The sequence below is a fragment of the Agrobacterium sp. GW821-FHT14E08 genome, from assembly GCF_058803865.1.
Window position 1 is genome coordinate 309,077 of sequence record NZ_JBXAPJ010000003.1, and the last position, 13,108, is coordinate 322,184.

General features: G+C 60.7%; 13 protein-coding genes. 4 read left to right on the forward strand and 9 right to left on the reverse strand.

Annotated elements, in window-relative coordinates:
• Positions 1-1,002 carry a DUF2125 domain-containing protein gene (locus AC1ROR_RS14150; RefSeq protein ID WP_498589761.1) on the reverse strand — a complete coding sequence of 334 codons (1,002 nt, stop codon included), beginning with the start codon at positions 1,000-1,002 and terminating at the stop codon, positions 1-3.
• Between the two features lie 49 nt (positions 1,003-1,051).
• Between AC1ROR_RS14150 and AC1ROR_RS14155 the strand changes: the two genes are divergently transcribed.
• Positions 1,052-1,603: a gamma-glutamylcyclotransferase gene (locus AC1ROR_RS14155; RefSeq protein WP_498589762.1), complete on the forward strand. Its 552-nt coding sequence runs from the start codon at positions 1,052-1,054 to the stop codon at positions 1,601-1,603.
• Here the strand turns inward: AC1ROR_RS14155 and AC1ROR_RS14160 are convergent.
• The 4 genes from AC1ROR_RS14160 to ftsE all read right to left on the reverse strand — a co-directional run bounded on the left by AC1ROR_RS14160 (position 1,576) and on the right by ftsE (position 4,993).
• Positions 1,576-2,373 (reverse strand): lysophospholipid acyltransferase family protein, encoded by a 798-nt coding sequence (locus tag AC1ROR_RS14160; protein WP_498589763.1) that lies wholly within the window; start codon positions 2,371-2,373, stop codon positions 1,576-1,578. The genes AC1ROR_RS14155 and AC1ROR_RS14160 overlap by 28 nt on opposite strands.
• A 116-nt stretch (positions 2,374-2,489) precedes the next feature.
• Positions 2,490-3,206, reverse strand: coding sequence for a YdcF family protein (locus AC1ROR_RS14165; protein ID WP_498590040.1), 717 nt, complete (start codon positions 3,204-3,206; stop codon positions 2,490-2,492).
• 127 nt (positions 3,207-3,333) lie between these two features.
• Entirely contained in the window at positions 3,334-4,341 is a 1,008-nt protein-coding gene (locus AC1ROR_RS14170) for a cell division protein FtsX (RefSeq protein ID WP_035222576.1), read from the reverse strand.
• A complete protein-coding gene (gene ftsE, locus AC1ROR_RS14175; RefSeq protein ID WP_003497447.1) occupies positions 4,334-4,993 on the reverse strand; it encodes a cell division ATP-binding protein FtsE in 660 nt (219 codons plus the stop codon). The genes AC1ROR_RS14170 and ftsE overlap by 8 nt, the downstream gene beginning before the upstream one ends.
• A gap of 200 nt (positions 4,994-5,193) precedes the next feature.
• On the opposite strand from ftsE, the gene AC1ROR_RS14180 reads away from it, so the two are divergent.
• The 3 genes from AC1ROR_RS14180 (at position 5,194) to AC1ROR_RS14190 (ending at position 6,978) form a co-directional block, all read left to right on the forward strand.
• The gene (locus tag AC1ROR_RS14180) at positions 5,194-5,865 is read left to right on the forward strand and encodes a hypothetical protein (protein ID WP_498589764.1); all 672 of its coding nucleotides are present in this window, start codon (positions 5,194-5,196) and stop codon (positions 5,863-5,865) included.
• A 68-nt stretch (positions 5,866-5,933) separates the two neighbouring features.
• Entirely contained in the window at positions 5,934-6,476 is a 543-nt protein-coding gene (gene hpt / locus AC1ROR_RS14185) for a hypoxanthine phosphoribosyltransferase (RefSeq protein ID WP_080838040.1), read from the forward strand.
• Positions 6,477-6,618: 142 nt separating this feature from the next.
• Positions 6,619-6,978 (forward strand): response regulator, encoded by a 360-nt coding sequence (locus AC1ROR_RS14190; RefSeq protein ID WP_003497441.1) that lies wholly within the window; start codon positions 6,619-6,621, stop codon positions 6,976-6,978.
• Between the two features lie 271 nt (positions 6,979-7,249).
• On the opposite strand, the gene AC1ROR_RS14195 is transcribed toward AC1ROR_RS14190, so the two are convergent.
• From AC1ROR_RS14195 to argH, 4 genes are all read right to left on the reverse strand, one after another.
• Positions 7,250-9,937, reverse strand: a complete 2,688-nt coding sequence (locus AC1ROR_RS14195) for a TIGR02302 family protein (protein WP_498589765.1) — start codon at positions 9,935-9,937, stop codon at positions 7,250-7,252.
• A gap of 178 nt (positions 9,938-10,115) precedes the next feature.
• Positions 10,116-11,384 carry a diaminopimelate decarboxylase gene (gene lysA, locus AC1ROR_RS14200; protein WP_498589766.1) on the reverse strand — a complete coding sequence of 423 codons (1,269 nt, stop codon included), beginning with the start codon at positions 11,382-11,384 and terminating at the stop codon, positions 10,116-10,118.
• Between the two features lie 13 nt (positions 11,385-11,397).
• Entirely contained in the window at positions 11,398-11,601 is a 204-nt protein-coding gene (gene lptM / locus AC1ROR_RS14205) for an LPS translocon maturation chaperone LptM (protein WP_003497438.1), read from the reverse strand.
• A gap of 94 nt (positions 11,602-11,695) precedes the next feature.
• On the reverse strand, positions 11,696-13,096 hold the full coding sequence (gene argH / locus AC1ROR_RS14210; RefSeq protein ID WP_216333087.1) for an argininosuccinate lyase: 1,401 nt from the start codon (positions 13,094-13,096) through the stop codon (positions 11,696-11,698).
• Positions 13,097-13,108 lie beyond the last annotated feature (12 nt).

Here is a 13,108-nt window from a genome sequence, read left to right on the forward strand (position 1 = left end):
TCAGATCGGCGGGATCTTGCCAAGCGGAATGAAACCGCTGACGGTGGCGCGACCGCGATCGACCACGAGATCGACGGACGCCCTGTCGCCGCCGCCGGCAAGCGCGCCGAGCAGCTTGCGGGCCGTGTCGATGGTGGATTGCAGCTGTGGGAACGCCTGCTTGGCATTGTCCGACCAGGCGCCGAGTTTTTCGATCTCCAGCTTGAACTGACCGGAGAGATAACCCTCATTGTCGAAGGAGAAGGGGCCGCTGATGCGCATCGTGCGGCCCTCGCCGATATCGGCCACCAGCCGGCGAAGCTCGCCGCTTGCGCCGTACAGGCCGGAACTGTCGCTGCCGTCGACCATGCCCGCCTTGCCCGCAAGTGTGACATCAACGATGGCGTCGAGGCGGGGAAGAACCTGCGGCCAGTCCTTGATGACGGTCGCCGAGTCGGTAAGCGTGATTGCACCGTCGAGATCGGCGCCGTTCTGGCGCAGGTGCATTTCCGTCTTTACGGCATCGAAGTCGATGGTCTGGCCGGTGACGGAAGAAATGGCCTGCGCTTTCAGTCCGTCGATGACGAGCGATGTGCGATCGATGCCCTTCAGCTTGGTGACAATGCTCGATTGCATGTTCTGCCAGGCGGCAGAAACCGTCAGGCCATGGGCGGTGCGGATTTCCGCGGGCGAATCCAGTTCCCAGATGATGTGGCCGGGATTGTAGACCTGCGCTGCCGAGCGCAATTCGCCAAAGGAAGCGGAAACGCCGTTCTGCTTGTCGTCCACCATCACCTTCGAGCAGAAGAGGCCGATGCGGAAGGGATAACCCTTGAAGGCGATATCGCCGCATTCACCGCTGACATTTCTGGCCTGTGAGGGGGATATCGCGTTCAGCACCGTCTGCTTCAGCCTGTCGGCGGCATAAAACCACCCGGCCGTGTAAAGTCCGATGACCAGCACAATGGCGATGCCAAGCCAGAGGAATTTTTTGGAGGTGCCGGATTGGCTTGACGCTGCCATATTGATCTCCGATGAACAGACTTCAGGTAATTTTGATTTGGCTTGGGATATGGACGATTTTTGGGTCTTTGGCTACGGTTCGTTGATGTGGAACCCCGGCTTCGCCTTTGAGGAGAGGCAGCAGGCGCGGCTGCATGGCTATCGTCGCTCGCTCTGCATCAGTTCCAGCGTCTATCGCGGCACGGAGGAAAAGCCGGGCCTCGTGCTGGGGCTGGAGCGCGGCGGTTCCTGCCTTGGCGTCGCCTTCCGCGTCAGGGGAAAAGACTACGACCCCGTCATGACCTATCTGCGTGAACGTGAACTCATAACGAATGTCTACAAGGAACGTGTTGTTGCAATTGCCTTTGCCGATGGCCGGCGCGGCAGCGCGGTGACCTATGTGGCCGATCCCGCGCATGAGCAATATATTGGCGGTCTGGGCGTGACCGAGGCGGCGGTCATCGTCGCGGCCGCATCGGGCCGGTCCGGGCCGAATACGGACTACGTCTTCAATACCGTGCAGCATCTGCAGGATATGGGCATTCGCGACTCGCTGCTGGAAAGCATTGCCGCCAATGTCGGCACGCTCGCGGCTCAGCCGGCGATTGTATCCTTGCCCTGAAGTTCGGCGATGCGCTTGATGGCGGTCGGCGGCAGCGGCAGGTGCGGGTTGTTGCGCGCGGTTTCCAGCAGCAACTCGTCGCTCGCCTTTTCCGTCACGTCGATCAGGCGCTTGAAAAACACGTCGGGGTCCAGCCCCGGCTCGATGGCCGGCAGGATACGCACCTTGAAATGGCCGGGATAGCGCATGGTCGAGCGGCGTGGCCAGAAGAGGCCGGGATGCATGGCGACGGGAATGACCGGAACCTGCAGATCGCGGTAAAGCCGGGCAATGCCATAACGATATTCGGGTTCGGCACCAGGTGGACGGCGTGTGCCTTCGGGATAGATGATGAGCTCGCGGCCGGCTGCCATTTCCTCCTTCGCCCGCTCCATGACCTTCAGCATCACCTTGCCGCGTGCGGCGCGGTTGACCGGGATCATGCGCTGTTTCATCACATACCAGCCGAACAGCGGAATCCACATCAACTCCCGTTTCAGAATGTAGACGGGGTCTGGCAGATTGGGCAGCAGCGCATAGGTATCCCAGAAGGACTGATGTTTGGGCGCAAAGATGCAGCCGGTCTCGGGAATGTTTTCCAGCCCTTCGATCTCGAAGGTGGTGCCGACGATGGTTTTCATCAGCCAATGGTTGGATCGCGCCCAGTTCTTGGGAATTTCGAAGGCGATCTTGCGTGGCAGGATGAAATAGATCGGCGTCAGCACGATCATGCGGACAATGAGATTGAGATAAAACAGCGTATTGAAAAGAAAAGAGCGCAGCTTGAGCATCAACAGCCTTCCCGGGATGCAGCCGTTCCGAAACTTTGAGCGCCTCGATGCCGGATGCCGATGCCAGACGCCTACACGAAAACAAGGCCAAGCAGCAAGCGCGTTTCTCTCCCCTTTCAGGGCGAAGTGCTCGCAGCCTTCATCGCGGAATGATCGGCAGAGGCCTTGCGCAGGCCGTCACCCTTGCCGAAGCCGGTCAGGTCGCGTCCCGCCGCCGCTACGAACTTCAAATATTCATAAAGCATGGTTCTGACCACATCCGGCTCGGAGAACCAGTTGGTCCGGGCAAGGTCCGCGCTGATGACGGGATAAGGAATGAACTCCGTTTGCGGGCTGGCATTGCGCAATTCATGCAGGCTGCGATGCATATGGTAATTGTTGGTGACGACGATGATGGCGGAATAGTTGTGATCGCGTATCCAGCTTGCCGCCTCATTGGCGTTGCCGATCGTATCCATGGCCTTATAGCCCATATCCACGCAGCAGGAAAACATGTCCGAAGAGCCCTGGGTCATCTTGCGGATTTGCGAACGGGTGGTCGCTGGGTTGACGCCGGAGATCAGCAGGCGCTTGCCCACGCCGTCGCGCAGCAGGCCGACTGCCTGTTCAATGCGCTGGTAACCACCGGTCAGAACGATAATCGCGTCGCCCTTCGCGCCTTCCGGTGGGCGCATGGAGGCAACGGAATCGGCAAACCACAGGAAGCCGCCGGAAAAAGCGCCGAGGGCGATGACGCAAAGCAAGATGAGGCCACGAATAAAACGGCGCAAACGACCGCGCCGCGACAGCAGGCTCTTTTTTGCCGGTCGCGTGCCTGTCTGATCCTGGTCCATCCGACTCACAAACATTCCTCCTGAATACTCGCCGATTAAGGCAAGGAACAGGCATTTTTGTCCACCGTCCGCAGGTTACATCCGGCTTGCAACGGTTTCAGTTTACTCGGGAAATCCGGTCCGGCATTTAAGACGCAAGACCATCGCTTTTCGACGGATCGGAACGCACCCGGTCGATATCGTCAATCGTGCGAATAACTGTTACGCGCGCCGTGATGGTGGTGAGAAGCGCGATGATGATCATGGTTGTCGCGATGCCGATATAACCGCCGAGACCGACCGAGAAAGAGCCGAAAAGCGCGCTTGCCTGATCGCTCTGCGGTGTGGCGACAGTGCTCGACTGCCAGAAACCGGCTGCAAGAAAAACCGTCGCCGCCAGCGCGCTGCCCGCCGCTGCCCCCTTGAGGCTGATTTTCAGGAAGTGCTTCTGGAATTCCCGCGCCACGAAGCTGCTTTCGGCACCGACGAAATGCAGGACCTCGACGATGTGCCGGTTGCCGGAAAGTGCGCCGCGGGTTGCAAAAACCACCGTCAGCACCATGGCGGTGAAGACGAGAATCAAAACGCCGACGCCGATCATGACCGTGGTTCTGGCCATGGAGACCAGCCTGTCCACCCATGTGCGGTGGTCGTCGAGAAACGCCTGCGGAAGTTCGGCCTTCAGCATGTCGCGCATTGCCTGAAAATCGGGCGGGTTGTTTTCGTCGATGGTGATGACGACGAGGCGTGGGATCGGCAGTTCGGAAAGGTCGAGACCGCTGCCGAGCCACGGTTCCAGCAGGCGTGAGGTGGCGGCATCGTCGAGGATCGTACCGTCGCGCGTGCCGACGAAGGTGAGCGCCAGATTGCGCGCCTTGTTAAGTGCCGCCGTCATGTCCAGCCCGTCCTCGGGCTTGATCTGGATGGTGATCTCGCGGGAAATCTGGCTCTGCCAGGTGGCGGCGGTGGCGCGCACCATGGAGACCGCACCGAGTGTGAGGCACGCAAGAAAGGCCATGATGGCGATGACCACCATCAGCGCATTGCCCTGAATATTGGAGGGCGGCAGGATAGGCGCCATCGGCCGGATGCGCATGGGTGGGCGCTTCGGCTGGGCCGCTTCAGGCTTCAACGGTTTGCGGTTGATCTCATTCATAGATATCGAGCCGCCCTTCAGTCAGGATCATCCGGCGCGCATCGATCTGGTCCATCAGGCCGAAATCATGGGTGGCGATGACGACGGCCGTGCCCAGTCGGTTGAGTTCCAGGAAAAGGTTGAGAAGGCGCTTGGCCATCGGCGGATCGACGTTGCCGGTCGGCTCGTCGGCCAGCAATATTTCCGGCTGGTCCATCAGCGCGCGGGCAATGGCGGCACGTTGCTTTTCCCCGCCGGAGAGGATGGCCGGCAGCACGTTGATACGCTCGCCGAGCCCCACCCATTTCAGAAGCTCGATCACGTCGTTGCGATAGGCGCTCTCTTCCTTGCCGCGCACGCGCAGCGGCAGGGCGACATTTTCATAGGTCGTCAGATGATCGAGCAGCCGGAAATCCTGAAACACGATGCCGACGCGGCGGCGCAGCATCGGCAGCTCGCTGCGCGGAATGCGCGACACATCGCGGTTGAACATGCGGATATTGCCACGCGTCGGCTGCAGCGACATCAAAAGCAGGCGGAGCAGCGTGGTCTTGCCGGCACCAGAAGGGCCGGTCAGAAACTGGAACGAGCCCTTGGGAATGTCGAAGGTCATGTCCCTCAGGATCTCGGGTCCCATGCCGTAACGCAACCCGACATTTTCGAAATGGATCAACGGACTTCCAGTCTCTTCGTTTCGTGGTGGTTCGCAAGCCGCTGGCGCGTGGGGTTCGGATGTCGGGGTTTAACCTGGATCCGGTGGCCTGCGCGAGCCGTTTTTGCGAAGCATTAACCATTTAAATTTAAAACTTGGCAGGATTCGTTGCAATGCCCAGTTTTGCGGGCCGGAAAACCTGACCGGGGAATTCTATGGCTATGTTCCGTTCATCTCGCCGGCAAGCGGCATTCGATTTCGACCTCCTGATGCCGGAAACGCCGGTGCGCCGCTCGGCGCGCGCAGCAAATCCCGATCGCGATGTGGTAGACGCGGAATTTGTCACCATCAAGGAAAACCGTTCGCCTCGGCCCGGAAACGACAACCGTGGTGCGGCGTGTCGGCAGAAGGAAAAACCACCCGTCACCGCGGGCGTGCTCGGTTTGGCATTCGTCGGCTGGGTGGATCGCAAATTGTCGCGACTATCTGCGGATGCCTATTCGGCGCTGGTCGCGGGGCTTGCCATTTTTGTTTTCATCTGCTCGGGCGGCCTCTCGGTCGTCGTGCCGGAAAAGTCGGCTGTTGCCGCGCCGGTAAACCCGCTTGCCATCTCCCATGTCACCGTCACGCCGCAGGAGGCGGGCGGCATGGAGGTCCTGCTCATCAACGGCATCGTTGAAAATAACGGCACCACGCTAGAAGACGTGCCCGCGCTTCGCGCCGACCTCTTCATTGCCAAGGGACAGCTCTTGGCCAGCATGGTCATCGAGCCGCCGGTCAGGCAGATGCAGCCTGGCTTCAGCCATGGTTTTTCGGCAAAGTTGCGCCATCCCGGTGGAAAAATGCCTGACATCAAGCTTTCCTTCGTCGAGGCGGGTGCGTCCGAACGCTGACTGTGCTAACGCGTCTCCTGTATTTTTACTGAAAGGTAAAATCGGCAAGGCGTAGCACAGGAGTAAGAATGCCCGTCGTCCGTGGAAAAAATATCGAGCCGCTTTACACCGCCGAGCAGATCGCCGAGCGCAATCGCGACATGGCCAGGCACATAGCCAGCGGCCCGACCAAGGATTTGCTGGTCATTGCCGTGCTCAAGGGATCGTTCATTTTCGCGGCCGATCTTATCCGCGCGCTGCATGACAGCGGCCTTGCGCCCGAAGTCGAATTCATCACGCTGTCGAGCTATGGCGCCGGCACGGTTTCGCAGGGTGTGCGGATCGTCAAGGATATCGACAGCGATGTGAAGGACCGTGACGTCCTCCTGATCGATGATATTCTCGAATCCGGCCGCACTTTGCGTTTCGCCAAGGAACTGCTTTACGAACGCGGCGCCCGCAACGTCACCATCGCCGTTCTGCTGGACAAGAAGGTCAAGCGCAAGGAAGATCTGGAGGCCGATTATGTCGGTTTCGAATGTCCTGACTATTTCGTCGTGGGTTACGGCATGGATGTGGCTTATGCCTTCCGCGAACTGCCTTTTGTCGGCGTCGTGACCGGCGACGCCTGAGCTTTTTCGCCGTGCCGGGATGGCACATTGCGGAGACGCCTCGTTAACCATCCACCCAGCGAAAGGCTGGGTGTTTACCTCTTGAAAAGAGGAGCCTGCGATGTTGCTCACGGCTGGAAATGATGCCCAGGAGCAATGATTGATGGCGAAGATTTTGATTACCGAAGACGAGGATGCATTGCGGGCTTTCGTCGCCCGCGCGCTGCGTCTCGACGGTCATGAGACCCATGAGGCGGCAGACGGCGAGCAGGGGCTGGAAAAGCTCCAGGAAACCAGTTTCGATCTTCTTCTTTCGGATATCCGCATGCCGGTCATGGATGGCATCGAGCTGGCGCACCGCGCCGCCGAACGCTTCCCGGCCATGCGCATCCTGCTGATGACGGGTTATGCCGAGCAGCGTGAACGGGCTGATGATCTTGCGGAGAAGATCGTGGATGTTGTCTCCAAACCCTTTGCGCTTCCGGATATCCGCAAGGCTGTGGCGCGGGCGCTGGCGGCCTGAGTGATAAGGGCGCAGAGATTTGAGAAAGGCGGCCCCTTGGGCCGCTTTTTTGTTGCGGAGTTGTCAACTCTCTCCTCCGTCATGCTCGGGCCTGTCCCGAGCATCTGCGACGTATCGGTTTCATGGGAGGTTGGCAGATCCTCGGCACAAGGCCGAGGATGACGGAGAGTGTGTGGCGACCCGCTGAGCACCTTTTCCACGCTGCTGGTTTTTCTGGAAAAGCTGCGAGGTTAAAGTGACAGCTCGGATCGCTGGCAATGGCCTCAGACCCTTACTGTATGTCCAGCAACCGCTCCAGATACCGCCGTTCAATTTCACCGGGCGGATTGTTGCCGAGCTTCTCGCGGATCGCCTCGAGGATTTCGCGGGCACGCTGCACGTCGATTTCATCAGGCACCTTCACCTGATCGCCGAAATCCGGGCCGGTGGTGCTGCGCGGACGGCCGAGCGGGTCGCGGCCGTTCTGGCCGCCCTGGCCCGCCATGCCTTCCTGACCTTGGCCGGGCTGCTGACCCTGTTGGCGCATGGCCTGCATGATCTGGCCCATCATGTCCTGCGCGCCCTGGCGCAGCGCATTCAGCGCATTGCCCTGACCTTCGACAGCCTGCTCGCCCTGGCCCTTGCCCAGCGCCTCGCCGGCGCCCTGCATTTCCTGCTGCGCCTTGCCGAAATTTTCGCCCGGTTCCATGCCGAGATCGCGTAGCCCCTGCTGCAACTCGCCGAGCTGCTTGCCGAGCGCATCCTGCTGCGCCCGCAGGTTTTTCAGCGCCTCGCGCAATTGTTCGGCGGTCATCTGGTCACTTGGCTGTCCGCCCTGCTGGCCATTTTCGCCCTGTTGGCCCTGCTGTCCCTCTTGCGGCTGCTGGCCGTTTTCACCCATCTGCTGCTCGTCGTCGCCCTGCTGCGGGTCACCGCGCTGCATCCGGTCGCGCAGCGCCTGATCGAGCTTGAAGGTTTCGTCCATCAGCTTCTGCTGCTGCTGCAGGATTTCGCCCAGCTTGTCGATCTGCTGGCGCATCTTGCTGCTCTGCTGCTGCCCCTGCTGGCCCTGACGCTGCGGCCGGCCGGCCTGCAGATTGTTCATCATGCGCTGCAGCTGCGAGAGCATTTCCTGCGCCGCGTCGCGATTGCCGGAACGGGCGAGGTTTTCGATCTGGTTCATCATGTTTTCCAGATCGCGCTGGCGCAGCACGTTCTGTGCTTGGCTGTTCATGTTGGCTTGCGGCGCATTCTGCATGCGCTGCGCAAGCTCGCTCATGAATTGCTGCATGGCTTCCCGCAATTCCTGCATCAGCTTGGCGATTTCCTCGTCGGAGGCATTGCGCTGAAGCGCTTCGGAAAGCGCAGTCTGCGCATCGCGCAGGCGTCTTTCGGCCTGCGAAAGATCGCCATCCTCAATGCCGAGCGCGATTTCCCAGAGATAATCGGCCGTGTCCTTCAGCATTTCCTCATTATAGGCGAGCCGCATGCGGGTCTGCGCCGATTGCAGCAGGAGATAATGGGTGGTGTTGGGAATGGTCTCTTCCGGGCGCAGGCCCACCGCCTCGTTATAGGCGATCGCCTTCGGCATCTGGCGCGTGTCGAGCGAAAATATCTGCCGCTGCTCCGCAATCGAGGCGGCCAGCGGCTCGGAGAAATTTCGGCCCGGCAGCACCATTTCATGCGCGGGGCTGCGGCCTGTCTGGCCGGCGCCGTCAGTCGCCACCAGCGTTATGCGCACGCGCTTTCCCGCCATCGGATGTTCGGTCAGGTTGCGGCTGGTCAGGCCCTTGATCTCGCGATTATTCTGTCGCGGCAGATCGAGCTTGAATTCCGGCGGCGGATAAAGTGCGGTCGCACCTTCTGCAACGCCAATCGGTTCGATGATGGCGTGGGCTTCCTTCAGCCCATAATCGTCCTTGGCGGTGAAGCCTATTTCCAGCGCGCCGTTAACGGCCCGGCGCGGCATATTGTCGAAGGCGATGCTGGGCGGCTGGTCGGGGATGACGTTGAACACCCATTGTTCGCCATTGGCGGTGATCATGCCGCTTTCGGTAACATCCATGGCGAAAGTGCGCGGCGCGACGGGCTGGTCTGCCGAACGAACCGGCGTTTGAACGGCGATATCGCCGCTTGCGCTATCGGCACGCGCCGCTTCCGGCGCAAGCTTTTGCAGCGCGCCTGCCATTTCAGGCTCGAAAGTCACTTCCTCGCCGCCATCGCCGCCGGTCATGCGGATCGTCAGCTTGGAGGATTGCGGCACGGAAACCGCGTCACGGTTGGTTGCGTCGCGTCCGGTCAGGAAAATCGGCGCGCGGCCGGTATAGGATGGCGGCGTGACCCAGGCATCGAGACGGATATCGGGATTGAGCGGACCGACGGCCTGTCGGCTGCGGAAGGCATCGGCAATCGTGCCCGCGCCGTTGGAATAGGAAAAACCGAACGCAGCCGCCAGAAGAAGGGCGGGAACGGCGCGCAGCGCGAGGCGGTCATAACGGGCGATATCGGGTTTCGGCAGGCCGGCATTCAGTGCGGCAATGCGCTCCGCCATTCGGATCTGGTGTTCTTTCCAGAGCGTTCGGGAAAAAGGCGTATCGAAGGCCGGTTCGTCCTCCTGCACGCCAACCGGCTGGTGCGCGAGACCATTACGATCTTCAAGCAGGCGGGATGCATCACTATCCGTCGGCCATTTCAGTCGCAGGATTGGCAAAAGCGTGGCGATGAAACTGAAAACCAGCACGAAAACAACGCCGAGCCGCAGGAAATCCGGCATGTGCCGGTAGAGGCCGAACCAGGCAAGCGCCAGAAACACGGCGGCGATGGAGAGCGGCCACAGCGTTTTCGGCGCAATTTTTTCCGAAAGCAGTACGATTTTCGCGAAGAAGCGCTTGGCGGCAACCCGGCGGGCAAGGTCCGGCCGCTGCGCGAACGCGCCGGTCGGGCGCTTTCTGCCTGTCCTGTCCTCTCCGGCTGTGGTCATCAATCCGTTCTCCCGGTTCTGGCCACGTCGAACGCCATTCCCGGAACGGCGAGCTGTTTCATGTCACGGAGCAAGGATAACATTCTTTGTGGCGAAGACGAGGGCACCTAAGCCCTCACCCCCATTTTTTAGGCAGCTTCGCTTGATTGTGATCGGCCAACCGGTGATGCAGGCGAGATCAATCGAGCCAGGCGGGCACGGAATCGAGCGCGATCAGCTCTTCATAGGTACCGCGCGGGCGAATGACGTGGAATTTGTCATCCTTAACGAGCACTTCCGGCACCAGCAGGCGCGAGTTGTAGGTGCCGGCCTGCACCGCGCCATAAGCACCTGCGGAACTGACGGCGATCAGATCACCCGGCTGCGGCGCAGCCATCTCCCGGTCGAGCGCCAGATAATCGCCGGTCTCGCAGACAGGTCCAACGATATCGGCCTTGATGCGCGGCGCGTCTGCGGCGGGCTGTACCACCGGACGGATGCCATGATAGGCCTCGTAAAGCGTCGGGCGGATGAGGTCGTTCATCGCGCCGTCGACGATCACGAAGGTCTTTTCGCCGCCGTCTTTCACATAGATCACTTCCGTCACCAGAATGCCGGCATTGCCGACGATCAGGCGGCCCGGCTCGGTGACGATCTTGCAGTTGAGGCTCTTCAGCTCATTCTTGACGATATGGGCATAGGCATCCGGCAGCGGCGGCGGATTATTGTCCTCGCGATAGGGGATGCCGAGACCGCCGCCAATATCGACGTGGCTGATCGTGTGGCCGTCGCCGCGCAGCGCCTCGACAAGTTCGCGCAGCAGCCGGAAAGCGTCCTCGAAAGGCTGCAATTCGGTGATCTGGCTGCCGATATGCATGTCGATGCCGGTGACTTCGATGCCGGGCAGGGTGGCGGCATGGGCATAGACCGCGCGGGCGCGCTCATAGGAAATGCCGAACTTGTTCTCTTTCTTGCCGGTGGAAATCTTGGCGTGGGTGCGCGCATCCACATCCGGATTGATGCGGAAGGAGACATGCGCCCGCTTGCCCACTTTCACGGCGCGCAGGTTGAGAACTTCCAGTTCCGGCTCGGATTCGATGTTGAAACAGTAGATGCCGGCTTCCAGCGCATAATCCATTTCCGCAACCGTCTTGCCGACGCCGGAGAACATGATGCGGCTTGCCGGCACGCCGGCTGTGAGTGCGCGGCGCAATTCGCCGCCCGAGACGACGTCGATGCCCGCGCCGAGCTTTGCCAGCGTCTTCAAAACCGACTGATTGGAATTGGCCTTCATGGCGTAACAGACCATGGCGTCCACATCCGCAAAGGCACCGGAAAACACCTTGTAATGGCGCTCCAGCGTCGCGGTCGAATAGACGTAGAATGGCGTGCCGACCGCCTTGGCGATCTCGGGCACAGGCACGTTTTCGGCGTGCAGCACGCCGTCGATATAGCCAAAATGGTTCACAGGCTTTTATCCGTCAGAGAAGCTTGTCGAGAATGAACGGCCGTTCCGCCGTCGCCGGCTTTGTCTCCGTTCCGTCGGCATTGCGCTTGTTGCGCATTTCGACCGGCGTGCTCGGCGGGTCGATGTCGCCCTTACGCCCGCAGGCGCTGAGAACAAGGCTGACGGCGAGCGTCATGCCGATGGGAACGATGAGTTTGCGCGCGGTTTTTGAAAGCATGGGCCTGTCCAAAGGAAATATGTGCCTCTCTGATAACGAAAAACAGGGCGCTTGTGCACCCTGTTTCTTGTGATCGCAGCGTAACGCGATTTTATCAGTTGCGTCCGCGCCACCAGGCGATCTGCTTCTTCACTTCCGAAGGGGCCGTGCCGCCGAAACTGGTGCGGCTGGCAACCGATGCCTCGACGGACAGAACGTCGAAAACCCCCTTGGTGATGCCGGGGTGGATGGCCTGCAAGTCCTCCAGCGAAAGATCGGCGAGATCGCAGCCCTTCTTTTCCGCCAGCGCCACGGCATTGCCGGTCACATGGTGGGCATCGCGGAAGGGCAGGCCCGCTTCGCGCACCAGCCAGTCGGCAAGATCGGTAGCGGTGGAATAGCCCGAACCGGCGGCGGCGCGCATGCGGTCCTTGCGCACTTCAAGGTCGCGGATCATGCCGGTCATGGCGGCAATCGCCAGTTCCAGGCTCTCGGCGGCATCGAAAACCTGTTCCTTGTCTTCCTGCATGTCCTTGGAATAGGCGAGCGGCAGGCCCTTCATCACTGTCAGAAGAGCGATCAGCGAGCCGTTGATGCGGCCGGTCTTGGCGCGCACCAGCTCGGCGGCGTCCGGGTTCTTCTTCTGCGGCATGATCGAGGAGCCGGTGGAGAAGGCATCCGACAGCCGGATGAAGCCGAATTGCGGCGTCGACCAGATGACGATTTCTTCGGCGAGGCGCGACAGATGCGTGGCGCAGATGGAAGCGATAGACAGGAATTCCAGCGCGAAATCGCGGTCGGAGACGGTGTCGATGGAGTTGCGGGTCGGCTCGCGGAAGCCGAGCGCCTTCGCCGTCATGTGGCGGTCGATGGGATAGCCGGTGCCGGCAAGGGCGGCCGCGCCGATCGGGCTTTCGTCCATATGCTCGATGGCGTGGCGCACGCGGGCGCGGTCACGGCCGAACATTTCCACATAGGCCATGCAATGATGGCCGAAGGTGACGGGCTGCGCCGTCTGCAAATGAGTGAAGCCAGGCATGACCGTATCGGCATTTTCCTCGGCGCGGTCGAGGAAGGCGGCGATGAGGGCCGTCAGCATACCCTCGGTCTTCTGCAATTCTTCCTTGACCCACAGGCGGAAATCGAGCGCCACCTGGTCGTTGCGCGAGCGGGCGGTGTGCAGGCGGCCGGCGGCCGTGCCGATCAGCGTTGCAAGCCGCGCCTCGATGTTCATGTGAATATCTTCGAGCTTGCGCGAGAATTCGAAGGTGCCGGCTTCGATCTCTGACAGGATCGTGTTCAGGCCGTGAGTGATCTTGTCTTTATCTTCCTGCGAAATAATGCCTTTTTCCGCCAGCATGGCGGCATGCGCCATAGAGCCGCGGATGTCCTGGGCGTAAAGCTTCTTGTCGAAGCCGATGGAGGCATTTATCTCTTCCATGATGGCAGACGGCCCGGAAGCGAAACGCCCGCCCCACATCTGGTTGGAGGATTTCTGATCTGTGCCGTCAGCCATGTTCGCAGTGCC

Bases quoted from the DNA above. Each gene is read 5' to 3' on its own strand.
- AC1ROR_RS14170 (WP_035222576.1), bottom strand. From the start codon at position 4,341: ATGAATGAGATCAACCGCAAACCGTTGAAGCCTGAAGCGGCCCAGCCG.
- AC1ROR_RS14190 (WP_003497441.1), top strand. From the start codon at position 6,619: ATGGCGAAGATTTTGATTACCGAAGACGAGGATGCATTGCGGGCTTTC.
- hpt (WP_080838040.1), top strand. From the start codon at position 5,934: ATGCCCGTCGTCCGTGGAAAAAATATCGAGCCGCTTTACACCGCCGAG.
- AC1ROR_RS14180 (WP_498589764.1), top strand. From the start codon at position 5,194: ATGTTCCGTTCATCTCGCCGGCAAGCGGCATTCGATTTCGACCTCCTG.
- lptM (WP_003497438.1), bottom strand. From the start codon at position 11,601: ATGCTTTCAAAAACCGCGCGCAAACTCATCGTTCCCATCGGCATGACG.
- AC1ROR_RS14165 (WP_498590040.1), bottom strand. From the start codon at position 3,206: ATGGACCAGGATCAGACAGGCACGCGACCGGCAAAAAAGAGCCTGCTG.
- AC1ROR_RS14160 (WP_498589763.1), bottom strand. From the start codon at position 2,373: ATGCTCAAGCTGCGCTCTTTTCTTTTCAATACGCTGTTTTATCTCAAT.
- argH (WP_216333087.1), bottom strand. From the start codon at position 13,096: ATGGCTGACGGCACAGATCAGAAATCCTCCAACCAGATGTGGGGCGGG.
- AC1ROR_RS14150 (WP_498589761.1), bottom strand. From the start codon at position 1,002: ATGGCAGCGTCAAGCCAATCCGGCACCTCCAAAAAATTCCTCTGGCTT.
- AC1ROR_RS14195 (WP_498589765.1), bottom strand. From the start codon at position 9,937: ATGACCACAGCCGGAGAGGACAGGACAGGCAGAAAGCGCCCGACCGGC.
- AC1ROR_RS14155 (WP_498589762.1), top strand. From the start codon at position 1,052: ATGGACGATTTTTGGGTCTTTGGCTACGGTTCGTTGATGTGGAACCCC.